This window comes from Microbispora sp. NPDC049633, assembly GCF_040675265.1.
In the GTDB taxonomy this organism is placed as follows: Bacteria; Actinomycetota; Actinomycetes; order Streptosporangiales; family Streptosporangiaceae; genus Microbispora; species Microbispora maris.
Genome location: NZ_JBFAOO010000021.1, coordinates 1 through 25,758, shown reverse-complemented (window position 1 = coordinate 25,758; position 25,758 = coordinate 1). Strand labels below are relative to the sequence as shown.

The 25,758-nt window shown below is 72.0% G+C and carries 17 protein-coding genes and 1 pseudogene; 8 read left to right on the top strand and 10 right to left on the bottom strand.

The features are described from left to right. Position 1: 1 nt before the first annotated feature. Genes AB0J39_RS08320 through AB0J39_RS08310 form a run of 3 tightly spaced genes read right to left on the bottom strand, consistent with a single transcriptional unit; the run spans position 2 to position 2,745 of the window. On the bottom strand, positions 2–1,033 hold the full coding sequence (locus tag AB0J39_RS08320; RefSeq protein WP_363462743.1) for a glycosyltransferase family 2 protein: 1,032 nt from the start codon (positions 1,031–1,033) through the stop codon (positions 2–4). Continuing rightward, on the bottom strand, positions 1,030–1,731 hold the full coding sequence (locus AB0J39_RS08315) for a sulfotransferase family protein (protein WP_363462742.1): 702 nt from the start codon (positions 1,729–1,731) through the stop codon (positions 1,030–1,032). Before AB0J39_RS08315 ends, AB0J39_RS08320 begins: the two co-directional genes overlap by 4 nt. 6 nt (positions 1,732–1,737) lie before the next feature. Beyond that, entirely contained in the window at positions 1,738–2,745 is a 1,008-nt protein-coding gene (locus AB0J39_RS08310; protein ID WP_363462741.1) for a glycosyltransferase family 2 protein, read from the bottom strand. 208 nt (positions 2,746–2,953) lie between these two features. Here AB0J39_RS08310 and AB0J39_RS08305 point away from each other — a divergent pair, with 208 nt between their 5' ends. From AB0J39_RS08305 to AB0J39_RS08270, 8 genes are all read left to right on the top strand, one after another. Then, the gene (locus tag AB0J39_RS08305) at positions 2,954–4,180 is read left to right on the top strand and encodes an endonuclease/exonuclease/phosphatase family protein (protein WP_363462740.1); all 1,227 of its coding nucleotides are present in this window, start codon (positions 2,954–2,956) and stop codon (positions 4,178–4,180) included. Between the two features lie 82 nt (positions 4,181–4,262). Next, positions 4,263–5,345 (top strand): glycosyltransferase family A protein, encoded by a 1,083-nt coding sequence (locus tag AB0J39_RS08300; RefSeq protein WP_363462739.1) that lies wholly within the window; start codon positions 4,263–4,265, stop codon positions 5,343–5,345. Further along, on the top strand, positions 5,342–6,337 hold the full coding sequence (locus tag AB0J39_RS08295) for a lysylphosphatidylglycerol synthase domain-containing protein (RefSeq protein ID WP_363462738.1): 996 nt from the start codon (positions 5,342–5,344) through the stop codon (positions 6,335–6,337). Before AB0J39_RS08300 ends, AB0J39_RS08295 begins: the two co-directional genes overlap by 4 nt. Positions 6,338–6,379: 42 nt before the next feature. After that, entirely contained in the window at positions 6,380–6,898 is a 519-nt protein-coding gene (locus AB0J39_RS08290) for a cellulose binding domain-containing protein (RefSeq protein WP_363462737.1), read from the top strand. A 414-nt stretch (positions 6,899–7,312) separates the two neighbouring features. Next, positions 7,313–8,341: a hypothetical protein gene (locus tag AB0J39_RS08285; RefSeq protein ID WP_363462736.1), complete on the top strand. Its 1,029-nt coding sequence runs from the start codon at positions 7,313–7,315 to the stop codon at positions 8,339–8,341. Positions 8,342–8,492: 151 nt separating this feature from the next. Further along, positions 8,493–9,809: an MATE family efflux transporter gene (locus AB0J39_RS08280; RefSeq protein ID WP_363462735.1), complete on the top strand. Its 1,317-nt coding sequence runs from the start codon at positions 8,493–8,495 to the stop codon at positions 9,807–9,809. A gap of 188 nt (positions 9,810–9,997) precedes the next feature. Further along, positions 9,998–10,159 (top strand): hypothetical protein, encoded by a 162-nt coding sequence (locus AB0J39_RS08275; RefSeq protein WP_363462734.1) that lies wholly within the window; start codon positions 9,998–10,000, stop codon positions 10,157–10,159. Next, positions 10,156–10,773, top strand: coding sequence for a hypothetical protein (locus AB0J39_RS08270; protein WP_363462733.1), 618 nt, complete (start codon positions 10,156–10,158; stop codon positions 10,771–10,773). The genes AB0J39_RS08275 and AB0J39_RS08270 overlap by 4 nt, the downstream gene beginning before the upstream one ends. 78 nt (positions 10,774–10,851) lie before the next feature. On the opposite strand, the gene AB0J39_RS08265 is transcribed toward AB0J39_RS08270, so the two are convergent. From AB0J39_RS08265 to AB0J39_RS08235, 7 genes and pseudogenes are all read right to left on the bottom strand, one after another. After that, positions 10,852–13,095, bottom strand: a complete 2,244-nt coding sequence (locus tag AB0J39_RS08265; protein ID WP_363462732.1) for a hypothetical protein — start codon at positions 13,093–13,095, stop codon at positions 10,852–10,854. Positions 13,096–13,109: 14 nt separating this feature from the next. Beyond that, the gene (locus AB0J39_RS08260) at positions 13,110–22,505 is read right to left on the bottom strand and encodes a calcium-binding protein (RefSeq protein WP_363462731.1); all 9,396 of its coding nucleotides are present in this window, start codon (positions 22,503–22,505) and stop codon (positions 13,110–13,112) included. Between the two features lie 398 nt (positions 22,506–22,903). Continuing rightward, positions 22,904–23,233, bottom strand: a complete 330-nt coding sequence (locus AB0J39_RS08255; protein ID WP_363462730.1) for a hypothetical protein — start codon at positions 23,231–23,233, stop codon at positions 22,904–22,906. Positions 23,234–23,474: 241 nt separating this feature from the next. Next, a complete protein-coding gene (locus AB0J39_RS08250) occupies positions 23,475–24,392 on the bottom strand; it encodes a TIGR03619 family F420-dependent LLM class oxidoreductase (RefSeq protein ID WP_363462729.1) in 918 nt (305 codons plus the stop codon). A 263-nt stretch (positions 24,393–24,655) separates the two neighbouring features. Then, a complete protein-coding gene (locus AB0J39_RS08245) occupies positions 24,656–25,096 on the bottom strand; it encodes an Lsr2 family protein (protein WP_363462728.1) in 441 nt (146 codons plus the stop codon). 28 nt (positions 25,097–25,124) lie between these two features. Next, complete coding sequence (locus tag AB0J39_RS08240) at positions 25,125–25,553, bottom strand: hypothetical protein (protein ID WP_363462727.1); 429 nt, start codon at positions 25,551–25,553, stop codon at positions 25,125–25,127. A 91-nt stretch (positions 25,554–25,644) separates the two neighbouring features. Beyond that, positions 25,645–25,758: pseudogene (locus AB0J39_RS08235) on the bottom strand (nucleoside deaminase); the annotation flags it as partial.

Sequence of the window (25,758 nt, the reverse complement as noted above, 5' to 3'; positions counted from 1 at the left end):
GTCACGCCTCCACCGACGCGGAGCGGGCGGGGATGTCGTAGGTACGGCGGAACCGGCTGGACAGGACGCACTGGGCGACGCCGGCGAACACGGCCACCGCGACGGTGACGTTCACCAGGAAGTGCACCGCGGCGAAGTAGAGCGTGAACCGGGCGCCGGCGTAGCCCAGGACGAAGCGGTACATGCCCAGGTCCGACGCGATCGATGCGGCCAGCAGCGCGACCGGCGCCACCAGCCAGACCGGCCCGAGCAGCAGCGGCAGCGGGGCGCAGAGCACGGCGAACAGGGCGGCGAGCGAGCCCCAGCCCCGGCTGCTCTGGGCCGGGCCGCCGTTGAAGTCCGGGCGGCGCAGGTACAGCGGGATGTGCAGGCGGGCGCGGTGGAAGAACTTCGACAGCACCACGCCGAGCCTGTCGTCGTGGTCGTGCCTGCCCCTGATCCGGTTGTCCAGCACGATGCGGTACCGCTGCGTGATCCGGTGGCCGTACTCCGCGTTCTCGCTGTGCCGCAAGGCCGGGTTCAGCGGGCCGACCTCGCGGAAGACCTCCGTCCGCATGGCGAACAGCGCGGAGTAGATGGTGGTGATCTCGCCCTCGTCGCCGGAGATCCAGTAGTGCAGCTGGAGGCTGCGGTACCGCTCCACCCGGCTGTCCGGGATCAGCGGCTCCGGGTCGTAGGTGCCGCACACCACTCCCAGCGTGGGGTCGGAGGTGAGCAGGTCCACCGTGTGCTCGACCACGTCCTCGGCCAGGGCGAGGTCGGAGTCGAGGAAGAACAGCACGTCCCCGCGCGCGTACTCCACGCCGAGGTTGCGCGCCGCCGGAGCGCCGATGTTGGTCTCGGTCTCCACGACCCGCACCCCGTGCCGGTGCGCGATCTCCACCGAGTCGTCGGTGCTGCGGTCGTCGACGACGATCACTTCGATGTGCGGATAGGTCTGCCGCTCCAGTGCGCTCAGGCACAGGTCGAGCGTGCGGGCGTAGTTGTAGTTCGGCACGATGACCGAGACCAGCGGGCGTACCTGTGACGTCATCGGTGTCCTCCTCGCCTCGTACGGCGCAGCAGCAACGGCAGAGGCCGGCCGAGGCCGCTCCTGGTGAAGTCCGTGGCGCCGTTCACCCGGGGGAACGGCTCGTCCGGAACCGGGACCCCGAGGAACTCGCACAGTGGGTTCCAGCCGTCGGCGGCGTCGAAGACGAGCAGCCGCTCGGCCGGGATTGCGGCGATCACCCTGGCCGCGTGCTCCTCGAACAGCCGGATGGCCCGTTCGCGTTCGCGGTCGGCGGGTGTCGCGAAGGTCCGCGCGTCGAGGGTCGTGTCGACCATCCTGACGAACGCGGCGAGGTCGGTGCCGAGCAGGGACGACAGCAGGACGGCGGCCCGGCCCGGCAGCGACTCGATGCGCCGCCGCTGGGCGAACAGCGTCCGCCGCATGCTCTCCAGCCAGCGGTCCGGGTCACGCGTGGTGAGGATGACCTTGGCCTTCGGGTAGTGCTCGGCGAGCTGCCGCCAGTAGATCGAGGTCGGGCCGTCCACGCACGACTCGTAGCCGACGAGCAGATGGTCCCAGTCCGCCTCGCGGGCCGTTGCGGCGGCGAGCCAGCTCCTGATCTGCCACGGGCGGGTGAACACGTCCACCATGTGATGGCACGGCCCGAAGCCGAGCCGCTCCAGCGCGGTCTTGAGGGAGAGCGTCCCCGTCCGGCCGAAGCCGGTGCCGATGACCTGCATGGCCGTTCAATCCTGGGCCGCGAGCATCTGGGCGGGCTTCTCCAGGCGGGAAAGGGCGAGACGCTGCAGGACGCCCACCGCTCCGCCGAGGGCGCCGGTGAAGGTGACGGCGAGGTGCACGCCGGAGAAGTAGACGCCGAACGCGGTCCCCCGCTGGGCGAAGGCGAAGCGGTGGGTGCCGGCGTCCAGGGCCGCGGCGGCGGCGACGAGCGCGGGTGACACGAGCGCCCCGGCCCGGCCCGCCACCATGGGCAGGGCGAGCGCGGGGACCGCGGCGAGCAGCAGGACGCCGCCGACCGCGCGGGGCACCGAGTCGCCGGGCGTCTCGCCCTGGTGCCAGTCGAGGGCGCTGAGGCGGGCGCGGCGGAACACCTTGCGCAGGATCGTCCGTACGGTCGGGTCGTGGTCCTTCCTGCCGCGGATCGCGTCGCTGAGCTTCACCTGGTGGGACCGCGTCACGCGGATGCGGTAGTCGGAGGAGACGGTCTCGCGCAGGCGGGGGTCGAAGGGACCGACCTCGGCGAACACCTTGGCCGGTACGGCGAGCACGGACGCGTGCAGCTCCAGGGTGGGCCGGTGGGCGGGCATCCACCAGCGGTGCATCTGCACGGCGCGATACTGGGAGGCCAGGCTCTGGGACACCAGCGACTCGGGCCGCAGGACACCGCCCAGCGCGCCGATCTCCGGGTGGGACTCCAGTATCCGCACCGCGTTCTCCACGGCGTCGGGGTCGAGCGCGATGTCGGCGTCGAGGAAGAACAGGATGTCTCCGGTGGCGTGCTCGGCGCCGAGGTTGCGCGCGGGGGTCGGGCCGCCGTTGACGTGGGTGCGCACCACCGTGACGCCCTTCGATTCGGCCACCCGTGCCGCGTCCTCGGTGCCGCAGTCGTCCACCACGATGACCTCGATGTGTGGATAGGTCTGCTCCTTCACCGCGTCGAGGCAGAGTCGCAGTACGTCGGACCGGTTGTAGCTGGGGATGATGACCGAGACGAGCGGATGGTCCTGATTCATGATGTGCTCCAGAGGCCGGAGGTCGTCGGTTCCGAAACGTGCATGTCAGACCTCGTGTTCGGCACACGCTAGGCACGGCGGCTTGTCCCAATCTTGTCGCCTACGTGCGGGCCGGCCGCGCCTCCCGCCGTCGGCGGCCGACAAGGATGCGACAAGGAGCGCTCAGTAGGTTCGTCGCCGGTCCCCCCACCGAGGATGGTGTCGATTGATGAGCGATCGGGACGCCCTGATCGAGGAGCAGTCCATCCCCGCCCAGTCCGTCCCCGCCCAGTCCGAGCCCGGGACGGGCTGGGCGGCACGTGTCCGCCGATTCGTCCGCCCCCGGCGGCGCTGGTGCCTGGGCACCAGGCTGGTCGTGACCGCCACCGTGGCGTGGCTGCTCTTCGTGGTCTGCCACCTGCTGGCGAGCGGGCGCACGTCGCTGTGGGCGCCGCTCGAGCTGATCCCGCCGCTGCTGTTCCTGGCGGTCCCCGCGTCGCTGATGATCGTGGCGCCACTGGCCCGGCCGGTCCGCTGGCGGATCATGTCGCTGCTGGTGGTCGCCGCGGTGCTCGGCGCCGGGCGGAGCGGGGTCAACTACGCCACGCTCTGGTACACCCCGCCGCCCGCCCGCCCCGGGGCCATCACCGTCGTCGCCTGGAACACCGAGTTCTGGGACCAGGACCTGCGCACCTCCGACGGCACCGCGTTCTCGCCCGGGTTCTACGACTACCTCCACACACTGGACGCCGACGTCTACCTGCTCGCGGAGTACCTGCACAGGGACATGCGCCCGGTGCAGCGCTGGACGGGTGACCTGGCGCTGCGCATCGACAAGCTGGCGGAGCTGCGCCGCGAGTTCCCCGGCTGGCACGTCGCGGTCTCCGGCGAGCAGATCACGCTCTCGCGGTTCCCCATCACCGCGCACCGCGGCCTCGACATGCGCCCGTGGTTGCCGGCCGACCAGAAGGAGATCCCCGAAGTCCTCCGGCACTGGCCGGAGGGGTACACGGTCGAGACGCTGCGCACCGACATCGACGTGAACGGCACCGTCGTCTCCTTCTACGACGCGCAGGTCTCCCAGCCCCCGCTCGAATGGCGGCTGTACGACGCCGAGTCCCGCGACGTCAACGAGAGCCGGACCCTCCGCCGGGAGGCGAGCTACCACGCCATCAGCGCGGACATCGCGGCCAACCCCAATCCCGTGGTGCTCGCCGGCGACCTGAACACCTCCCCGGCCATGGGCATCCGCCGCCTGCTCCCCGAGGGGCTGGTCGACTGGACGCCCGCGCTCTCGTCCCTCTACCCGGCGACCTACCTGTCGGGGACCGCCGAGCTGTGGCGGATCGACTGGCTCTTCACCACCCCCGACGTGGCGGTGCACGACTACGAGCTGCCCGGCGCCGAGGAGCAGTCCGATCACCGGGCCCAGCGCATGCTCATGTCGGTGTCCTGACCGTCGCGGGCCCTGCAGACGACCCTGCAGACGACCCCGCGGACGATCCTGCCGACGACCTGACCGACGAGAGGAACCGGACATGTCCGACGAGCCGATGTGGCGTGATGACGTCGCGGTCATCGTGCCGAACTACAACAAGAGGAAGACCCTGCGCGCCTGCCTGGAGTCGGTGTACGCGCAGACCTACCGGCCCGCCGAGGTCATCGTCGTCGACGACGTCAGCACCGACGGCTCGCTGGAGATAGCGCGGGACTTCCCGTGCACGATCGTCGAGTCGCCGTACAACGGGGGGCCCGCGGTGGCCCGCAACCTCGGGGTGGCGAGGAGCTCGGCGCCGCTGCTGTTCTTCGTCGACTCCGACACGGCACTCGCGCCGGACGCGATCCGCAACGCGGTGCAGGAGTACCGGAACACCCCGGACTGCGGCATGGTGCAGGGCATCTACGACGCCGATCCGCTGTACGACGACGGCCCGGTCGAGCGCTACCGGGTGCTGTGCGAGCACTACGAGCGCAGCCAGACCACGGCGACGTTCCTGTCCTGCACGCTGATCCCGCGCCATGTCTTCGAGGAGGCGGGACGGCTCGACGAGCGGCTGCGCGACGGCGAGGACTTCGAGTTCGGCACGCGTGTCCCGGCCCGCTACCGGCTGGTGGTGACCACCTCGGTGGTGACGAAGGCCGACGACGAGGACAAGTTCTGGGGATGCCTCGTGGAGCGGTTCGTCCGGTCGACCACGCTACCGGTGATCATGGTGCGTGCCCGCCGGCTGCGTGACGAGGGGAAGGTGGGCTTCCAGCTCAACATGATCGGGACGGGCCAGCACAAACGCCGCAAGCCTCCCCGAGTGTCGTCCGCGTCCGCGACGGCCACCTTCCTCACCCTGCCGCTCGCTCTCCTCAGCCCCTGGATGCTGGTCGTGCCGGCGGCGACGCTCGGGGTGTTCCTGAGGATGAACGGCAGGTTCATCGGCTTCGCCCGCCGTCACGGGGGCGTCCGCTTCGCGTTGTGGGTCGCCTGGATGCAGCTCTGCTTCCACACCGCGTTCTTCCTCGGCGCCTGCGTGGGGCTCGTACGCGTCGCCTACGAGCTGGGCCGCAGGCAGGGAGAGCCGGTCAGGACGGGCCTGTCGCCGGTGCCGTCGAGCGGCGCGCCCGAGTGAGGGCGATCAGGCTCCCCCGGCTGCCACGCCCGGTCCGGCGGGCGCTGGTGGCCGCGTTCGTCCTCGTCGCCGTGGGCGCGATCGCGCTGACGCTGAGCCGGCTGGACTGGGGCGTGGTCGCCGTCCTGTTCGCCCGGCGCGACGCCGGGCAGATCGTTCTCCTGCTGGGCGGCGCGCTGCTGGCGAGCATGGCGGGACTGTCGTTCGGGTTCCTCGCCTGGCGTGTCGTGCTGCTGGAGAGCGGCCCCCCGGTCAGCGAACCGCGGGTGGTGCGGATCTTCTTCGTCGGCTTCCTGTCCAAGTACGTCCCCGGGCGGGTGCCCGGCATGATCGCGATCACCAAGGTGGCCACGGCCAACGGCGTCGGTTTCGGCCGGCTGATGAGCACCGCCGCGCTCGTCATGAGCCTGGTGCTGCTGAGCGGGTTCACGGTCGGGCTGCTCGCGGGCGTGCAGATGCTGGGCGCCCGGGCGGCCTGGCTCGCGGGCGCCGCCGTGCTGATCGTGCTCGTCCTGGTGCGCCCGCAGATCGTCAACCGGGGCTCGGCTCTGCTGCTGCGGCTGCTGCGCCGGCCCTCGGCGGCCAGTGCCGTCTCGGTCCGGGGAGTGCGGCTCGCGGTCGCCTGGCAGAGCCTGTCCTGGGTGGTCACCGGGCTGCACCTGTGGCCCCTGGCCATCGCGGTGGGCGCGCCCCCGTCGCGCTCCCTCGCCCTGTGCGTCGGCGCGTTCACGCTCGCCACGACGATCGGCATCGCCAGCGTGTTCATCCCCGACGGCATCGGTGTCCGCGAGGCGGTGCTGGCGGCCGCGCTCGCCCTGGTGCTCCCCGCCCCCGCCGCCGCGGTGGTGGCCCTGGCCAGCCGCCTGGTCTCCACCGTCAGCGAGGTCGTCCTCGGCGCGGCCGCCCTCACCGCCGCCGAATATTTCATCCGCCGCAAGCCGCGAAGTTTCTCTGGTCTCCAAACTTTTGACGGCGAATCCGCTGGTGTGTGAGCCTTCCCGTCCTGGAGCGGCAACACCGACCCGATCCTGGACATGACGGTCAACTTCGACCCGAAGCAGCTCACCACCTTCGGCACGAGGGTCTTCAACGGCGCCAACGGCATCAAGGCGACCGCCAAGGAGGCGTCGATCTACAGCGGCAGCAGCCCCTCGCCGTCGCCCAGCGCCTCGCCGTCGACGTCGCCGTCTCCGAGCCCGTCCCCGTCCAAGTCGCCGTCCCCTTCGCCGTCCGCGAGCGTCTCGCCCCGGCCCGGCGGCTGCTCCGCCACCTACCAGGTGGTGGGCCAGTGGGGCGGCGGATTCCAGGCCGAGGTCAAGGTCACCGCGGGCAGCTCGGCGATCAAGGGCTGGACGGTGACGTGGACCTTCGCCAACGGCCAGACCGTCACCAACGCCTGGAACGCGACGGTCAGCAGCAGCGGGGCGAGCGTGACCGCCCGCAACATGAGCTACAACGGCGGCCTCGGCGCCGGAGCCGGCACGACCTTCGGGTTCCTCGGGTCATGGAACGGCGGCAACAGCGTCCCCACGCTGTCCTGCGCCGCGAGCTGATCGGATACACGGTGCGGGCCGGGCGCGGCGTGCGCCCGGCCCGCGACCGTGTGGTGGGGTGTGGGCCCACCCACCCGGTCAACGCCCGGATGACCGGAGAATCTGAAATCAGTCGATCCCCGCGCGACCTGCCGAAAGACGACCGGACCGTCCTCATGGCGCGGATTGCCCCGAATGGAGTCGGTCTATATGGGGAAGGTCTCCACAATCCCTCGGAAGTGACACGGTTTGGCAACAAATTGCCGGTCACTTCCGTCGGATATCGGGGCAGGGCGCTCCGATACGACCGCCGCCGTTCGGCGGCGACCATCGGATCGACGATACGGAGGAACGGTGATGCCGACCAACCCCCACCACCCGAGAAAAGGACTGTGGTCCCGATCGGGTGGGCCACGCCGGCGTGTCTCCCCACCTATGATCCTCGCGACCGCGTTCGTGCTGACCGCGGCGGGCGGCGCCGGGGCGTCCGCGGCCTCCGCCGCCACACCCGTCAATCCGCCGCCCGAGACGTCCGAGCCCGTCGTGACGGCCACCGTCACGATCACGCCGACGGCCGGCCCGGCGGAGGCCGCCACCGGCGCCCCCGCGGCGACCCCCACCACCGAGGTCCCCCTGGTGGGCCCGTTCCTCGGCGCGCTGCACGGCGAGGTGGTCGTGCCCACCAAGGACGGGTGCGGCACCGTCACCGTCTTCACCCAGACCGGGCAGGCCGTCGCCGTGGCGGAGGACTCGATCACCATCCGCAGCCAGGACGGCTTCGAGCGGTCGTACGCGATCGCCGACTCCACGCGGGTGTTCACCGGGCGCCGCGGCGGCGAGATCCGGCAGGACGCCTGGGTTTCGGTGGTCGCGGCCGCGCAGCCCGCCCCGCAGAGCCCCGCCCCGCAGAGCCCGGCCCCGCCGCCGACCGATACGCCGACGCCACCGGACAGCACGCCGACCCCGCCGACCGAGGGCACGCCGACCGAGGGCACGCCGACCCCGCCCGGCAACACCCCGACTCCTCCGGCCGAGGGCACCCCGACTCCTCCGGTAAGCACGCCGACGCCGCCCGATGGCACCGCGGCTCCCTCCCAGGGCACGCCCGCGCCACCCGCGGACTCCCCCACTCCCCTTCCGGGCGGGACGGACTCCGTTCCTCCGCCCATCGAGGAGACGACGCCCGCCGCCCCGCAGGGGGAGACGGCGGCGGCCGCCTACGTCTTCGACCTCTCCCGGCCGGGCAAGCGGCTGTGGTACCACGGCAAGAGCACGCCGTACTCCCTGCAGTGGCGCTCCGGGAAGCCCGTCTGGCGCACCCCCAAGCCCTGCCCGACGCCGACGCTCATCCCCACCGAGCCGCCGGCCGCCACACCCGAGCCGACCGCGACCCCTACGGAGACCACAACTCCCAGCCCTGAGCCGACGCCCGCGGACACCCCGACCCCGAGTCCCGCGTCCTGATCACGTGTTGGCCGGCCCTCGCATCACCGGCGAGGGCCGGCCTTTCTCTGCCTCACTCAGCGGCACTTGTTGCGAAGTATTCGCAATAACAAGAGACTGGCAACAAGTACGTCGCGAGGTCCAGCACTGGGCCCTTTCCTTGAGGACGTCCATGGGTGAGCAGGGGGATCGGGCCGGGTCACCGCTGCGCCAGATACTTGCGCTCGCCGTGCCCGCGCTCGGGGTCCTGGCCGCCGAGCCGCTCTACCTGCTGGTCAACACGGCCGTGGTCGGCCGTCTCGGCGCGGTGCCGCTCGCGGGGCTGTCGGTCGGCGGGATCGTGCTGGCGCAGATCGCCTCGCAGATGACGTTCCTGTCCTTCGGCACGACCGCACGCGCGGCCCGGCTGTACGGCGCCGGCCGCCGGGCCGACGCCGTGGCCGAGGGGGTGCAGGCGACCTGGCTAGGCGCGGTCGTGGGGCTGGTGATCACCCTGGCGGGACAGCTGCTCGCCGCACCGGCCGCCGGCCTGCTCGCCGGTGAGGGCCCGGTCGCCGACGCCGCGGTGAGCTGGCTGCGGATCGCCCTGCTCGGCGCGCCGCTGATCCTGGTCACGATGGCCGGCAACGGTTGGATGCGCGGCGTCCAGGACATGCGGCGCCCGCTGCGCTACGTGCTCCTCGGCAACGGGATCTCCGCGGTGATCTGCCCGGTGCTGGTGTACGGGCTCGGCTGGGGGATCAACGGCTCCGCGGTCGCCAACGTGGTCGCGCAGCTGATCTCCGCGAGCCTGTTCGTGCGGGCGCTGGCGGCCGAGGGCGTGCCGCTCGCCCCGGGTCCGGCCGCGATTCGCGCGCAGCTCGGCATGGCGCGTGACCTGGTGGTGCTCGGCCTGGCCTTCCAGACGTGCTGGGTGTCGGCGACCGCGGTCGCCGCCCGCACCTCCGCCGCGGCGGCCGGCGCCCACCAGGTGGTGTTCCAGCTGTGGATGTTCCTGGCCTTCGTCCTGGACGCGCTGGCCATCGCCGCCCAGGCGCTGGTCGGGGCCGCGCTCGGCGCGGACGACGCGGCGCGGGCGCGCCGCCTGGCCTGGCGGGTGACCGGCTGCGGGCTGGTCTTCGGGAGCCTGCTCGGCGTGGTGTTCGCGGCGCTGGCCGGGTCCCTGCCCCACGTGTTCACCACCGACGCCACGGTGCTGGCCGAGATGCCGCGGGCGTGGTGGTTCTTCGTCGTCCTGCAGCCGATCGGCGGCGTCGTGTTCGCCTTGGACGGAGTGCTGCTCGGCGCCGGCGACGCGGCCTACCTGCGTACCGCGACGGTGAGCGGGGCGGTGCTGGGGTTCCTGCCGGTGGTGTGGGCGTCGCTCAGATTCGGCTGGGGACTGGTGGGCATCTGGTCGGGGTTGTCGGCCTTCCTCCTGATCCGGATGGTCGCCTCGCTGGCCAGACTGCGGTCCGGCCGCTGGGCGGTGCTCGGCGCCGAACGCTGACCCGCCGCGCGGTCCACGAGAGTCGTGCGAACCGTCCGGAGACCGGTTCTCCTCCCCCGATCGCCGGCGAACACCGGCCTCGTTTCCTAGCATGGTCACCCGACGCAACGGGAGATCGACAGGAGCGGGACATCAGCGGCGACGGCCTTTTTCACATCGACGAGAACAACGGCCTCGTGGCGATGCGCGTGGCACCGTACGAAGCCGAAGAGGTGCTGCAGGAGTTGCTCGCCACCCATCCGGACCTGCTCGCCGGCGGGCAGATGACCCCCGATGTTCCTCGCCGCCGGCTGCTGAGATCGGCCAGGACCCGCAGGACGCGATCGGCCGGCTCTGCGGCGACGCGATGATCACCCTGGACGAGTTCTTCATCAGGGTCGCGGACAATCTGCGCACGGGCCGGATACGGATGGTCTTCGTCGCCGACGTCGTCCCCGACGAGCTCCGCCGGATCGTGGAATTCCTCAACGAGCAGATGAACCCGGCCGAGGTGCTCGCGGTGGAGGTCAAGCAGTACCTCGCGGAGGGCTACCCCGGAAAGACGCTCGTTCCGGTCGTCTACGGACGCACCGCCGCCGCTTCCGTGAAGACCGCTCCGCAGCGGCCCAACCTGCAGGAGATGCGGGACAGCGCCGACGACCATGTGCGTGAGCTGTGGGATCGGCTCGAACAGTGGACACGGCAGCAGGGGCGTGCGCTGCAGAACGCGCCGAGCGGGGTCCGCGTGCTGAGCCGGAGCGGCCTGCGGATAGTCCAGCTCTACCCGGTGGACAAGGTCCTCTGCTTCAACCTCGAACCCATGCGGCATCGGGGGCATGAATCGCTGGCCACGTCCTGCCTCGAATCCCTGCAGGCCCTCACCGCGAAGGCTCTGACCACGGCCTACCCCAGCGTCCCGGCGCGCGACGTCGTGACCCGCTGGGATCACGTCGAGGTGCTGCTCGACCGGCTCTCGGACCTCTGACCGCTGCGAGCACGGACGGGACGGGGGCGGCGGCCCTCCACGGGAGGAGGGAGGGCCGCCGCCCGGCTCCGGTACCGATCAGGTGTGGGTGAGGAGGACGTTCCCCTCGCCGCTCTTCCTGATCACGATGACCGCGTAGACGCCGGTCACCTTCGGGTCCGCGATGGTGACCCGCTCGGCCTTGTTCGGTCCGCCGCTCGCCGAGCGCCGCGCGGCGGACCGCGGCAGGCCCCATCGATTGGCGTCCGGCGCCATGACGAACAGGTCGACGTCCTGGCCGTTCCGGGGGACGATGTTGATCGTCGAGGGCACGCCCTTCTCGATCCAGGTCGTACGGATCTCCACCAGGCGGTCGGCGCCCATGCCGAACTCCATGGGCGTGCCCTTCTCCAGGTCGCCGTCGGGCGCCTGCGCCGCCTCCGTCACGAACTCCTGGTAGTCGGTGTCGGAAGTCGCGGCGACGGAGAAGAGCTGGTCCTGCGGGGTGGGCTGCACGGCCACGAAGTCCGGGCCCGAGCTGCCCCATTCGGAACTGGCGACCGCGTCGTTCGGAGCGCCGACGGGCGTCACCCGCATGTCGACGTCCGCGCCGCCGGCCCCCGAGGTGGCCGTAGTGACGACGGACCAGCTGCCGGCGGTGGTGAGGAAGTCCTGCGTGTACGGCAGGTTGGCGGGCCGGTACGCCGCCTTCCTGTCGTTGAGGATCTCGGAGTAGTCGGGAAGCACGGTGTTGTGGAACAGGACGTCGTCCGCGGCGGGCCGGTCCCGGGCCTCCAGCTGACCGAGGAACTGGTGGATGTCGTCCGCCCGCGCCTTCCTGAAGGCGGTCACGATCGCCGCGGGGCCCAGGCTGGAGGTGTCCCAGTACTTCTCGTTGCGCACTCCGGAGTCCCCGAGGTCGACGAGGACGCCGGCCACTCTGCCCTCGACCCTGTCGCCGTCGCCGTTCGGCCAGCCCTCGGTGAACCACCGCGGGCTCTCCAGGTCGACCGAGGCCTCGGTGCCCCAGCGATAGTGGGTGTCGTCGTAGACCTGGAGCGCCACCCAGTCGGCCCACCCCTCGGTCCAGGCGCAACCCGGCGTAGTGATCTTCTGGGCCCAGTGGACCTGGCAGGAGGGGTCGACGGGCGGCATGCCGTTGTAGGTGTAGTCCATGATGAAGTGCCCCAGCTCGTGGGCGACCGTCATCTTCCTCAGCTGGGCCGGCGCGTCCAGATGGACCTCGAAGCGGTTCGGGCATTGGACGTCGCCCCCGCCGGAACAGTAGTAGGACCCGCCGAGCAGGTCGGGCGCCCACAGGATGCGTAGGGACCGGCAGTTCGCCTCGCCGGGCTTCCAGCAGTCGTTCCCGGGCACGCCGAGCCAGCCCGTGTACGCCTTCCAGGTCGCGTACGCCGAGGTGAAGACGCGGAACGCGCCTTCGAGCGGGCTGCCGCGCCCGGACTCGTAGTCGATGGTCGTCAGCGTGCCCGCGGGCACGTCCCAGGTCACCTCGCTCACTCCGCTGTAGGAGTCCCCGGTGGCCGGGTTCACCACGTCCCACTCGTTGTTGATGGAGCCGACCTGGATGTAGACGTCCTGCGCGCCGCCGTCCTGGTCGACGCCGGGAAAGCAGATCTTGTAGTCGCCCGCGCCGTCGGTCAACGTCCAACCGAGTGTGTCGGGGCCCTTCGCGTCGGTGTCCCACGCCTCCACGAGCGTCCTGGGCACGCCCCTGACCGTGCCGTCCTCCGACTGGACGTGCTTGACGCGCCCCTGCACGCAGGTGTCCCCGGCGAGGGACTTCGTCGCGGCCGGCATCCGCGCCTCGCGTACGGGGAGGTCGCGCGGCATGCCGAAGATCGACGACCGCTCCCCGATCGTGAGGTAGGCGAGTCCCTCGCTGCCCGGACCCGGCCGCCCGTCGCGGGCCTGGACGCGGATCGACGCGGGACCGGGGGCGACCGCGGCGACCACGCCCTCGTAGCGGACGGCCTTGCCGCGCCGGGCCCGCTCCGTACGGCTCGCGCGGTCCACGGGGCTGCGGCCGATCGTCGCCGCCCGGTGGTCGAGCCCGGCGGGCGGGCGCACCCAGCGGAGGGTCTCCGGCAGCTCGATGACGGTCGTGGCGTCCGGCAGGTCCTCCTTCGCGGTGACCTCCACCGTGAGCGTCGCGGTCTGTCCCACGGCCGGGGCGTGGTCGAGCCTGACACCGACGGTGAAGCAGTACCCCGGATCGCACGAGGGCGGCTTGGCTGGGGCCGCGTGGGCCGGGGCCGCGGCGAGGCCCGCCGCGGCCAGTCCGGTGGCGGCCACGGCGGCCGCCATCATTCGGCGTAACATCCTGTATCTCCTGATCAGCCCGCGCAGGCCACGGGCGAGTCGAAGTGTCCGGGTGAGGTGGGGTACGGCGAGCCGTTGTCGCCGGCGGGGATCGCCAGCTCACGCTCGGCCGAGGGGTCGCCCTGGACACGGCCCGCGCCGGAGCCCCAGGCCACCTTGGCGAGGAAGTCGCGCATCGCGGGCGAGTGCTGGCGGACGATGTTGTGCCCGCCGTTGGCCGGACCGCAGTGGGTGTACAGGTTGAACGAGCCGTTCCAGTCGATCATCTTGTCGCCCGGGTTGGGCCCGTTCGCGGTGCGGTCGCCCTGCAGCACGTCCCGGCCCTCGCCGCCGTACTGCCAGTCGACGCCCTGGTGGTGCTGGTCGTCGGCGGCGGACGCGTTGTCCTTGCCGGTCATCCGGAACCACAGGCACGGGTCGACGACGGTGGTGAGCGTGCCCTCGGGCATGCGGCCGGAGGCGCAGTCGTCCGGGTAGGAGCCGCGCGGGTTGTAGTCGAGCAGGTCCGCCCCGGCGCCGCCGAAGACGTGGTCGACGAACCGGTCGCCGGTGCCCCGGGCCGCCGGGTCGAACGCGCCGCCGCTGAGGCAGTCGGCGGTCGCCGCGTCCAGGACGGGGTCGCAGCCCTTGCCGCCCCAGATGACGTCCGCGCCGTCGTCGCCGAAGACCTCGTCGCCGCCGCTGTCGCCGTTGATCAGGTCGTCGCCCGCGCCGCCGTGCATGCTGTCGCGGCCCGGCCCGCCGCGCATGCGGTCGTCGCCGCCCTTGGCGAAGCCGTCGTGCGGCATGGCCGCGGTGACCCAGGTGTCACCGTCCGCGTCGTGCAGCAAATCGGTACGGCGGTCGTAGGAGCCTGCCGGGAAGCCCCGGTAGGTCTCCTTCGGCGGGGCGTTCAGGCTGACGGTGAAGCCGAGCCGCTGGGCGTCGCCCGCGTCGATGCGCTCGTTCACCACGCCGCCGCGGTCGCCCAGCATGGCGTCCTCGCCCGCACCGCCGTCCATCTCGTCGTCGCCGAGCTCGCCGAACAGGTCGTCGTCGCCCGCGCCGCCGTACAGCCGGTCGTCGCCGTCCTGTCCCCACAGCCCGTCGTCGCCCTCGTCGCCGTACAGGCGGTCGTCGCCGAAGGCCCCCGCGGGCTCGCACGTCGGCTGGGCCTGAGTGCAGAACCGGGTGGAGCCGCCGGGCAGCGCCGGGTCGTGCGTACGGCTGCGCGTCGCGTCGGCCGGCGCCTGGCCCGCCGCGTAGCGCTCGGTGTAGACCCGCTCGGTGTTCCCGGTCAGCGTGCGGACGAGCGAGCCGTTGTCGCCGAGCAGCACGTCGGCCGCGCCGCCGCCCTCGATCGCGTCACCCTTGTCGGCCGCGCCCGGCGTGGCCGAGCCGCCGATGAGGTCGTCCTGGCCGGGAGCGGCGTCGTCGCCCTCCAACTCGGCGGGCTCACTCGCGGTTCCCTTCCAACCGGGGTCGCCGAGCGGCTCGCTCTCGGTCTGGGCGGACTCGGCCGACAGCGGGAGGTCGCCGCGGATCTGGTCGGCGCCGCCGCCGCCCTCGGCGTAGTCGCCCTGGCCGCCGCCGGAGATGTGGTCGTCGCCGTCCTGTCCCCACAGCACGTCGACGCCCGAACCGCCGGAGACGCGGTCCCCGCCCGAGCCCTCACCCAGGAGCCGCACCGCCCGCGGGGCCATCGGCGCACCGGCCGAGCCCAGCCGGACCGTGGCCCGGGCAGGCGTGCCCGCCCGCGTGATCAGCGCGTTGTCGCCCGCGACGACGTCGTCGCCGGGGCCGCCGAACAGCGCGTCGGCGTCGTCGTCGGCCGCGACGTGCGAGCCGCCCACGAGGTCGTCGTCGCCCCGGTCGCCCTCGACCCAGTCGACGCCCGCGCCGCCCTCGGCGTAGTCGTCGCCGTCCTGGCCGCGGAGCCGGTCGGCGCCGCCCTGGCCGAAGATCACGTCGTTGCCCGCGCCGCCGTCGGCGACGTCCGCGCCGGAGCCGCCCGCGAGCGGCTCCACCCGGTGGGTGTGCGACTGGCCGGGCCGTACGGCGACGGGGGTGGCCGTGCCGGTCGTGCTCAGGACGGCGTTGTCACCCGCGATGACGTCCGGCCCGTCCCCGCCGAGCAGGGTGTCGCCCCCGTCGGGGTGCGGCCCGGAGCCGCCGCCGGCGAGCTCGTCTTCCCCGGCTTCGCCGAAGACCCTGTCGGCGCCGTTGCCGCCCTCCAGGTGGTCGTCACCGGCGTCGCCGTGCACCTCGTCGGCCCCGATCCCGCCGAAGGCGGTGTCGTCGCCGTCGCCGCCGTGGATCACGTCGGGCCCGCCGGCCTTCTCCGGCGTCCCGTCGAGGTCGAGGGAGCCGGTGGCGTCGCCGTTGTCGCCGACCAGGCGATCGGCCCCGGCGTCGCCGTAGAGCGTGTCGCCCGCGTCGTCCCTGCCCGCCGTACGGCTGCCGCCGACGAGCAGGTCGTCGCCGAGGCCGCCGAACGCGGTGTCCTCGCCGGCCTCGCCCGCGACCACGTCGTCCTGGGCGCCGCCGTACAGGGTGTCGTCGCCCGGACCGCCGGTCACCTCGTCGGCTCCGTCGTCGCCGTAGGCGGTGTCGTCGCCCGAACCGCCGCTCACGTCGTCGTCGCCCGCGCCGCCGTACAGGGTGTCGTCGCCCTTCTCACCGCAGACGCGGTCCTGGCCGCCGCCCGCCTCGACCCGGTCGGCTCCCCCGCCGGCCGAGACGGTCTCCCTGCCGGAGCCGCCGAGGACGAGGTCGCGGCCGTCGCCGTCCGCCCCGGCGTCCGTGCAGGGCTCCTCGCGCAGCCGGTCGCCGAAGATCGTCGCGCCGCCGTCGCCGCCCACGACGTGGTCGTCGCCGTCACCGCCGACCAGCAGCTTGACCGAGGGCTCCACGCCCGCGGGCAGCGGCAGATGACGCACCCGCCTGGCCGGGCCGTAGTCGTCGCGGCCCTCGGCCTCGCTCACGTCGGACGGCTCGGCGATCACCCAGTCGTCGCCGGGGCCGCCGAAGATCTCGTCCTTGCCGTGGCCGCCCGCCAGGACGTCCTCGCCGCCGCCGCCGAGGATCCGTACGGTCTCGCCGGGACGGGAGTGCCCGGCGACCAGGTCGACGGCCTGGCTGCCGTAGACCTTGTCGGCGCCCGCGCCGGTGTCGACGTAGTTCGGCCCCGAGTCGGCCGGTCCCTGCGCGTCGGGCCCGAACTCCTCCCGCGGCCCGGTGTGGATCTCGTCGGCGGCCGAGCCACCGGTGAGGGTGTCGCCGCCGGGCCCGCCGACCAGCAGGCTCGGCTGGGCGCGGTAGCGGGGCGACGAATCGGTCTCGGCGAGAGGGCTGTCGGAGGCGACGCCGATGGTGTCGTCTCCGCCGTTGCCCCACAGCCGGTTCGCGCCGAGCCCGGCGGCGATCCGGTCGTCTCCGTCACCCGGGCCGTCGTCCGGCGCGCCGGGCAGGCCGTCGGCGGTCCAGTCGGCCACCTCGGCCGTGCCGACCTTGCGGACGGCGGGGGTGAGGCGGCCGTCGCCGGCCACCCAGCCACCCGCGCCGCCGATCGTCAGGTAGTCGTCGCCGGGGCCGCCGGCCACGATCGCGGCCCGGCCGCCCTGCTCGTCGTAGGAGTCGGCGCTGGTGATCTGGTCATTGCCCCTGCCGCCGTCGATCACGTTCTTGCCGGCGCCGGCGAGGACCATGTCGTCGCCGTCGCCGCCGAAGGCGACGATCTTCCGGTCGAACGGGAACGGCGCGCCGGAGTCGTCGGCGTACCCCTGGAAGACCAGCTTGAGGCCGCCCTTGGCGCCGCGGCCGTCGGCCAGCACCCGGTCGAGACCGGAAGTGTGGTGCTCCTCGCGGACGCCGAGGGCGTTGACCACGAATCCCTCGTCGCCGGGGAGCTGGCTGACCGTCCACTGCTCGGCGTCGTCGCTCGGCTTGGCCGTGCTGCCGCCCCTGGCCGCGCGCATCGGGCCGATGTGCAGCACCAGCGCCTCGCCGCTGACCGTGGCCAGCTTGGGCGGGGCCTCGTCGCACTTCGGCTTGGCCGAGAAGTCGAGCAGCGTGGCCTCGACGATCGTCCAGTCGAACCGCTTCTTGAAGATCGAGATGCCGATCTCCACCCAGGCCTTGAGATAGACCTTGAGCTTGCCCTCCATGGTGAACAGGCACAACGGGTTGCGCAGCAGGATGCCCGCGAACTCGAAGAACCTGAACTTGCCGTCGTTGGTCGGGTCGGCCCAGAGCATCGAGATGCCCAGGGCGATTCCTCCGCTCACGCCCGCCTTGACCAGCAGCAGGTCGACTCCGGCTCCCGCTTCCAGCGTTCCGTACAGACTGATCGCCGGGAGGGGGCGGCCGCGCTCGTCGGTGGTCTTCAGGTAGAGGCTGTCGAGGATCTGGAGGTCGGCCTTGCCCTGCTCGATGGCCTTGCGGATGCCGTAGGTGTCGAAGCCCGCCCTGATCCGCGCCTCGACCCCGGCGGTGCCGGAGATGACGACCATGATGGGCGGCGGCGCGTAGACCGGGCCGAACGACTGGCTGTAGGTGAAGCCGAGGCGCAGCGGACCGGAGTCGAAGGCGACCAGCTCGACGTCCTTGCCCATGAGCAGGCTGAAGATCGACCGCCCGGCGTTGTCGAGCACGGGGAAGCTGAAACCGGCCTTGCCGGACTGCTGCATCGGGCCCTGCGCGTCCGCGGCGGCCTTCGTGGCGGTGGCGGTCTTCGTGGCGGTGGCGGCCTTGGCCTGGTCGCACGTCCTGGCGCCCTGGTCGAGCGCCGCGAGCAGGTTGTCGGTCTTGGGCGTCACGTCCGCGATCAGCGAGTCCGCCACGTCCGGCGAGTTCTCCGTGGTGAGAGCCCTGTCACCGGCCACGGTGAAGCTGCCGATGGGGATGTGCAGCTCGCCCCGGCAGTCGGGCAGCGAGGTCACCAGCTTGGTGATCTCGATCATCCGCTCGATGAACTGAGTCGTGCTGTTGCCGCCCAGGGTGTTGAACTTCTTGGCGATCGTCATCAGGTTCACGTCGCCGCCGCCCGCGGCCCGGCTGAGGTCCGAGAGCACCGGGATGGGCGCGTAGAGCTGGTCGACGACCGGCCGCACCGGGTCGGTGACCCGCTTGACCTGCGTCACCACCGGCCCGAGGACCGTACGGAAGAAGTCGCCGGCCTCCAGGTTCACGTCGGTGAAGGCGATGGACAGGTTCGCGGGGTCGGGCGCGCCGCCCTTGGTGAGGTCCCACGCCAGGTGGAAGTCTCCGAACAGCCCGGGCAGCATCGGCGATCCGGGCGTCACGGTGAAGCGCCAGTCCACGGCCGCGTTGGCGTGCAGCGACGTCTCCACCAGCTCGGAGGCGTCGGCGAGCTGCTGGAGCCCGATCTTGCCGACCGGCTTGAGCCCGACGGTGAACGTGCCCGCGAACAGGTCGGGAGACTGCGGCGAGCGGTTCTTCACCGTGACGTCGAGGATGGACAGCTTGGCGTTGATCTCGTCGGGCAGCGACACGTTCACGCCCACGGTGGCCTGCGGCCGCTTGTCGGGTGTCGCGTCGACGTAGAAGCCGTTGACGCGGTCGAGGCCCACGGTCACGTCCACGTGCCAGCCGAGCTCGGCCCGCACGCCCTTGCCCGGGCCCTGACGCAGCGCGAGGCCGGGGACGCCGATGTCCAGCTGCCGTTCGACGGCCGCGCAGCCCTCCACGCAGCCCTGCTGGGGGTCGACCGTGCCCTTGCCGATGCTCATCGTGAACTTCACGCCGGTCAGCTCGGTGCCCTTGGCGGCGTCGCAGGCGGTGGGGTCCGCGGGCTCCGGCGCCTGCACACAGGTGATCAGCGGTTGCACGCCGGGACCGACCTTGGGGGCGAGCTCGGCGTTGTACCACTCGCGCAGGTCCTTGCCGGTGGGCACCCGGCCGCCGTTCGGCAGCTTGGCGACGGCCGCCTTGATCTCCTGGCGCTTGGCGCCGACGAAGTCCGCGCCCTGCTGCAGGTCGTCGCCGACCAGGGGCAGCTTGCCGCCGTAGGAGGCCGTACGCAGGCCGGCCTCGAGCGCGGTGAGGTAGCGGTCGATGCCGTCGCCCAGGTTGGTCCAGTCGAGCTCCAGCCCCGCGGGCAGGGTGGAGAAGTCGAACTCGGGCACCTCCAGCCGGTCGACGTCGCCCGGCAGCTTCTTCGTCAGGTCGAACATCTCGGCCAGCGGAGCGGCCCTGGGCAGGCGCAGGACGAGCGCGTGCCTGCCGTCCGCCGTGATCGGGCCGCCGTTCACGTAGGCGGGCAGCACCGCGCACAGCGCGAGGTCGGTCTCGTCGCGCCGGGGGTCGCGGTCGCAGGTGACCGGGTCCGTCGTCTCGTTGAGCGCCAGGTCGAGCCCGGCGAAGAAGTCGGCCGGCGGCACGGCGTCCTGCGGCTCGCCGTCGTACCGGAGGGTCACGCCGTACGCGAGCCTGGCCTGCATCGGGTCGTCGTCGTCCGCCTTGCCGACGGAGACGGGCAGCGGGCCGATGTTCGCCTTGATCGCGCCGTCGAGCCGGGCGTTCGCCTCCAGGTCGAGGCCGGAGTCGGTGTCGACGAGCAGGTCGCGGGCGAGGTCGAAGTCGCGCTTGAGCGCCACCCGCAGCCCCAGCCGGATCTGCCCGCCGACGGAGGCGTCGAGCGTGCCGGAACCGGAGGCGGCGACCAGGCTGCTGTCGCCGAACGAGAAGCGCAGCGGCTCCTTCAGCGCCGCCTTCTTGTCGTATGCCAGCGACAGGCGCAGCGCGCCGTCCTCGTAGCCGATGCGGACCTGGCCGCCCAAGGCTTTGTTCAGCTCGGCGACCAGCGCCTGCACGGTGTCCGGCGGGGCCGCGGTCAGCCGGTCGATCGCGTCCCTGAGCGGCGAACGCAGCGCGTACGCCGTGCCCGGCTCGGGACGGACCTGGCCGAACTTCGCGGTGAACGCCATGGTGTGCTGGCCGCAGACGGCCCCGACGGTCATCACGCGGGTGCCGATCACGACACCGCGCCCGATGTGCGCCTGGGTGAACGTCCGGGACGGGTCGGTGACGAAGCCGTTCTCGCTGCCGCAGGCGCCGTCGCCGTACACGACGCCGGGGCCGGAGCCCATCTCGTCGGCGGCGACGAGGTCGGACAGCGAGCGGCCGAGGAGCGGCAGCTTCGCCGTCATCGCCGTGCCGACCGGTCCGTCGGGCTTGACGTGGTCGAGATAGGTGGTCAGCGCGCCCAGCGACTTGACCAGCGCGCCGAACAGCGCCTGCGGGTTGTCGGGATCGAAGGCGAAGTCCTTGACCTTGCCGATCTGGTCGAAGCCGCGGAAGACCACGGTGCCGGGCGTGCGGACGTCCGGCATCTGCACGTCGCCGGTGACCTTGCCGCCGAAGAAGTCGGCCAGTCCGGGGACGCCGAGGGTCAGCCTGGCCGTGGCGGTGGCGTCCACCTGGGTGGTGAGGACGTCCGCGGGGTCGCTCGCAAGACGTTCGAACAGCCGCGTCAGCGGCACGTCCCCGGCGTCCTTGAGCGCGACCTTCACCACGTCGCCCCCGGTCTTGCTGCTCATGGACAGGTCGCCGGTGAGCCGTACGCCGAGGTAGCCGACGACGGCGTCCACGTTGACCGAGGTGAGGACCGACACGCGGGCGCCGAACAGGTCACGGCCGGTACGCAGCATGATCCGGTCGGCGGGCCGGGGCAGCTCGGTGACCACGGTCGCGCTGCCGTCGGGGTTGGTGTGCTTGTAGGGGCACGCCTTCTGCTGCCCGTCCGGGCGGGTGGCGCACGCCTGGCCGGTGGCCGGGTCGCTCAGGTCGAGCACGACCGTGGCGGCGGCGTGGTAGCCGCGCATCACCCCGGCGACCGAGGTGGTCGCGTTGGCCTGGGCGAGGCCCGCGCGGGCCTTGAAGGCGTCGCCGAACGAGACCTGGCCGATCATCGGGTCGGCGGCGGCGATCCGGTAGGCGGTACCGGCCGCGGGCACGCCCGCGCGCCAGCCCTCGCCGGTCAGCGTGACGACGTCGGCGGTGTTGTCGGCCACCATGCCGGTCGACGTGCCCGCGGTGATCGTGCGGCCGGCGAACTGTCCGGGCGTCCACTTCTGGCCGGCGTGCCTGAGCGTCGTGGCCGTGTAGGTGACGCCGGCGCCCGCGCCGCTGTTCGCCTGCCCGCCGGGGTTGAGCGGCTCGGGCACGGGGTTGACCGCGCGGTCGATAACGAGCGTGAAGGCGATCTTCTTGGTGGCGTCGTCGTAGCCCGCGTCGGCGACCTTGATGATCGCGCCGCCGGGGAGGCCGCGTGCCCTGCCGAGCGCGGCGAACATGTCCTGGATCGAGGTGAAGGTGGGCTGGCCGGTGTTCCGGTCGACGCTGTCGGCGACGAACTTGTCGATCGCCTCGGAGATGCGCACGGCGTCGGCCAGGGAACCGCGCATGAACGGCAGGTCCAGGTCGCCCTGGCCGCCCTGACCTCCCTGGTCGCCCCAGCGGGCCCGCTGCACGGCGGTGATCGCGCCGGACAGGTGCGTCAGCCCGTCGAGCAGGTCCTTCGGCGTGAGCGTCTGGAAGCGGTTCAGCCGGTCGAGGTCGGGCTGACTCACGCTCACCTGCGGTCCACCCGTGGCGAGATCGGGCCAGCTCACGTCGACGGTCGCGGTGGCGCCCTCGACCTGGGCGCCGGCGAACGGCTGCGCGGTGACCGCGAGCCTCGCGGCCGCCGAGCCCTTCCTGGAGAAAGCGAACAGTCCGGCCGCCGCGCCGTCCGCGCCCAGCTCCCGCGGGTCGAGCCTGCCGTCGCCGTCCGGGTCGGAGGTGGTGGAGGTGAACGTGGACGTCAAGGAGAGCGACGAGCCCGCGGACAGGTCGGCGCCGAGGATGCCGAAGGCGGCCGTGGGTCTGGCCCCCGCCGCCAGCCGCCCGTCGGCCTGCACCGTCACCGCGGCGTCCGTGCCCAGCCAGGCCGTCTTGGTGGCGGGGTCGTAGGCGAAGGGCAGCTTCGCGCCGAGCTTCAGCGTGACGTCCACACCCCCGGACGTCGCGAGCGCGACCTTCGGCTGTGCGCTGCTGACGGAGACCGGGCGGTCGGCGACCGTCCTGGTCACCTCCAGGGTCAGGTCGAGGTGCCTGACGCCGCCCTGCGTGCTCGCCTTGGCCTGCAACCGGCCGGTACGCGGACCGGACAGCGGATACTCGTCCTCCAGATCGGACAGGCTGGTCAGGTTCTTCAGCCGGTCGTACACCGCGACGTCGAACAGGTCGCCCAGGCCCAGGCCGTCCTCCCCGCCGGGGACCAGTCCGACGAGGGGCAACTGCTCGCCCATCGGGCCGAGCACCGCCATGCCCCTGCCGACGGCGGCGAAGCGCTCGACCGCGGACACGAGCGCGGTGGTCTCCGCGTCCGGTTGCGCGGCCGCGGACGCGGCCTGTGGCAGGCCGGTCACCAAGCCTGACATCATTCCCACGGCGCATAACGCGCTGATCAATCGCCGCCTTGACACCGGACCCCCAGAACCGACGGGTTGCATACCGACGGCCTGTTCTAGTGACGGCGACTTGTGATCCGGTTGGATCTGACTTCAGCAGGACGCGTGGGCACGTCCGGGCAGGTGCCCTCCACGCACGTCACGTGGACGCGGAGGGGCACGCCGAGGCGTGCGGGCCGCCGCTCCGGCTTCCCGCCGGGGAATGCGAAAAGTCCGGGCTCCGGCGGTTCGACCGCCGGAGCCCATGTTCCTGCTCCTGGGAAATGAACGCCTCCATGTGACTCATCGGCGAGTGGATGTGCGAGCTCGCGCTCCGAGCAGCATTCGGCCCATTCCCCAGGACGTCAGACCGGCTTTTAGTTGAAACCGCAGCCGAACAACGCGGGGAGTGCGTCGGAGCAGTTGCCGGCGACGCAGACGTCCCAGAGGATGTCGTCGAGATCCGAGCAGGTGTTCCGGGAGCATCCGTTCTGGGAGCATCCGTTTTGGAAGGCTCCGTTCTGGATCCGGCTGTTTTCGAAGGTGTTGTTGAACCCGTTGTCGAACTCGTTGCTACACGGGTTGGTACAGCCCCAGCCAGTTGGGGCGGTTGTCGCGCTCGCGGCCGTGGCGCCCGCGACGAGGGCGCCACCGCCGAGCGCGGCGGAAAGTGCGAGTCCGGCGATGACCTTCTTGAGCTTGGGCATTCTATATCCCCCTCTAAAGGCTCAACTGCCTAATGTGTGCGCCAATCCTGAATGGACAGGAATGGCGCCTAATGACCGTTAAGCGGCCATTGCCCCGCGACGTCATGTTTTCCAGGCCGGACAAGCGATAAACGGTGGCTGGAGGCGTTTAACGACTTATTGATGAATAAGGGGCGTTGGATGGGAACTTATGCCGCCTTTATCCCCTAATGTCCGATTTCGTCGAGCGATCAGTCGGACCTCAGCCCGCGCGCACCATGGTGACGAGCTCGTGCGCGACGTCGAGGAACCGGTCACGCGAAGAGCTCGTCGTCTGCAGGTCGACGAACGCCTCGTGTGCCCCGGCCTCGGCGAGGGTCAGCAGGTAGTCGGCGACCTGCCGCACGGTTCCCGCGTGCGGCACCTGGTCGGCGGGGGCCGGCGAGTCCGTGATCGCCGGGTTGACGCGCACCACCATGCGCAGCGCGGACGGGTCCCGGCCCGCACCGGAGGCGGCCCGCAGCGCCATGTCCCACAGGCCGGTCAGGTACGGCATGGGCATGGCCGCGCTCAGCCAGCCGTCGGCCCGCCGCCCGACCCTCTCCAGCGCCCCGGGTGTGTAACCGGCCAGCAGGATCGGAGGACGCGGCCGCTGGCGGGGCTTGAGGTCGATGTGCGACGGCGGCACCGTCCAGAGCGCGCCCTTGTGCTCGACCACCTCGTCCGTCCAGACGGCCTCCATCAGGTCGAGCGTCTCCTCCAGCCGGTCTCCCCTGCCCCGCCAGGGCACCCCGGTCGCGGTGTACTCGTCGCGCAGCCAACCGAGGCCGATGCCGACGTCCAGCCGTCCGTCGCTGAGCAGGTCGAGCGAGGTCAGCGTACGGGCGAGCAGCACGGGCGGCTGCCACAGCGCGTTGAGCGTGCTGGTCCCCAGCCGGATCTCGCGCGTGCTGACAGCGGCCAGCGTCAGCGCGGTGAGCGGGTCGAAGAACGTCCCGAAGGCCGGGGGGACCGTCCCGTCTCCTCCCGGGTACGGGTCGCTGGGGTTCAGCGGCAGCAGGATGCGGTCGCCCGCCCACAGGCTGTCGTAGCCCATCGCCTCGAGATCCGCGCTCGCCTGCCGCATGAAGTCCGGGTCGGCGAACGCGCCGTACTGGGGAACCGTGTATCCGAGCCGCATGAGTGTCTCCTCGCACTTCGCCGTAGCGGAATCGCCCTGTCCGGGCGTCGGCGGAGACGCTAGAAAGGCCCGCTTGCGGAAAACTTGGACAGGCAGGGTCCAAGGAGCATCCCAGGGCTGGCGTTACCGGAGGCCGGGGGTCGAAACCGGCGTCACGAGGGTTTGCCCGCGCCGCTCGCCCGGCGACGCGGGCCGGACGCTCACCCGGCCCGGACGCCTGTCACGGCGGCCGGGCCGGGCGGAGCCCGCTGCGAGGCGGCCGTTCAGACGCCGGCCGTCGCCTCCGCCCGCGCGGTGATCGTCTCCGCCGATTCCTCCGCTTCCTCCGCGGACTGTCCGGCGGGGTCCTCGGGGGCGGCGTCGGGGTGCGCCGCGACGAACCGCTCGATGACCTCGTCGGCCATCTTCCCGCGCGGAGGCACGTCCAGCCCTTGCTCGCGGGCCCACTCGCGGACGTCCGTCAGGGTGTAACCCCGCAGGCGCGGGGAGGTGTCGGCGGCCTTCTTGGACCGCGACGCCTGCTTCACCTCACGGGCGTTCTCCAGCACTTCCTCGATGAACGCGAGAGCCTCGCTCAGCCGCTGCTGGTTCGCGTCGGACAGGTCGATGGCGAAGGTCCGGTTCAGCAGCGGAAACTCCCGTCGCGCCACATCGTCGCCCTCGGAGTGGTCGAGGTCGTCAACCAGAATCACCTTCTGCGCCACGTGCAGCCCTTCCAGGGTGGATCTCCGTCTATCTGGACCGTGGCATCTTACTGGTGCTCCGCTCGCCGGCCCGTCCTCCCCGGTCCCTCGACCCGAGCACGAGCGCCGCCGCGGCCACGCCGTACGCGACCGTCGTGAGCAGGGCGGGCAGGAAGTCTCCCGGACCGGAGAAGTCGGGCTGGCTGCCCGCGCTCACGTCCGCGTGCGGGTACTCGTCGATGGCCACCACCAGGTTGACGACCGTCATGACGCCGAGCAGCGCCGCGACGACCCACCTCGTCCGTCTCAGGTGCCGGTGGAAGACGGCCGGCAGCAGGACGAGCATCGGCAGCCACCACGCGACCATCGCGTCGACGCCGAAGAACGGCCGCGCGGCGACTCCGATGAAGAGCCCCAGGAAGGAGAGGATCGCCTGGTAGCCGATGTATCCACTCTCCGTCGCGATTGGGAACATCATGGGCGCCGCCGAGGCGGACACCGCCAGGATCAGCCACGGCCATGCTCGGCGGGCCTTCGCCGCACGCGGTGCGGGGTGCTCGGACACCGCTTCAGGAGCCGGTGTGGAGGCGGCGGTGCAGCGCGCGGATCTCGTCGACCAGCGCGGGCACGGGTCCGGCCACCCGCACCCCGGGCGCGACCTCGTCGACCGGGAGCGTCCGCAC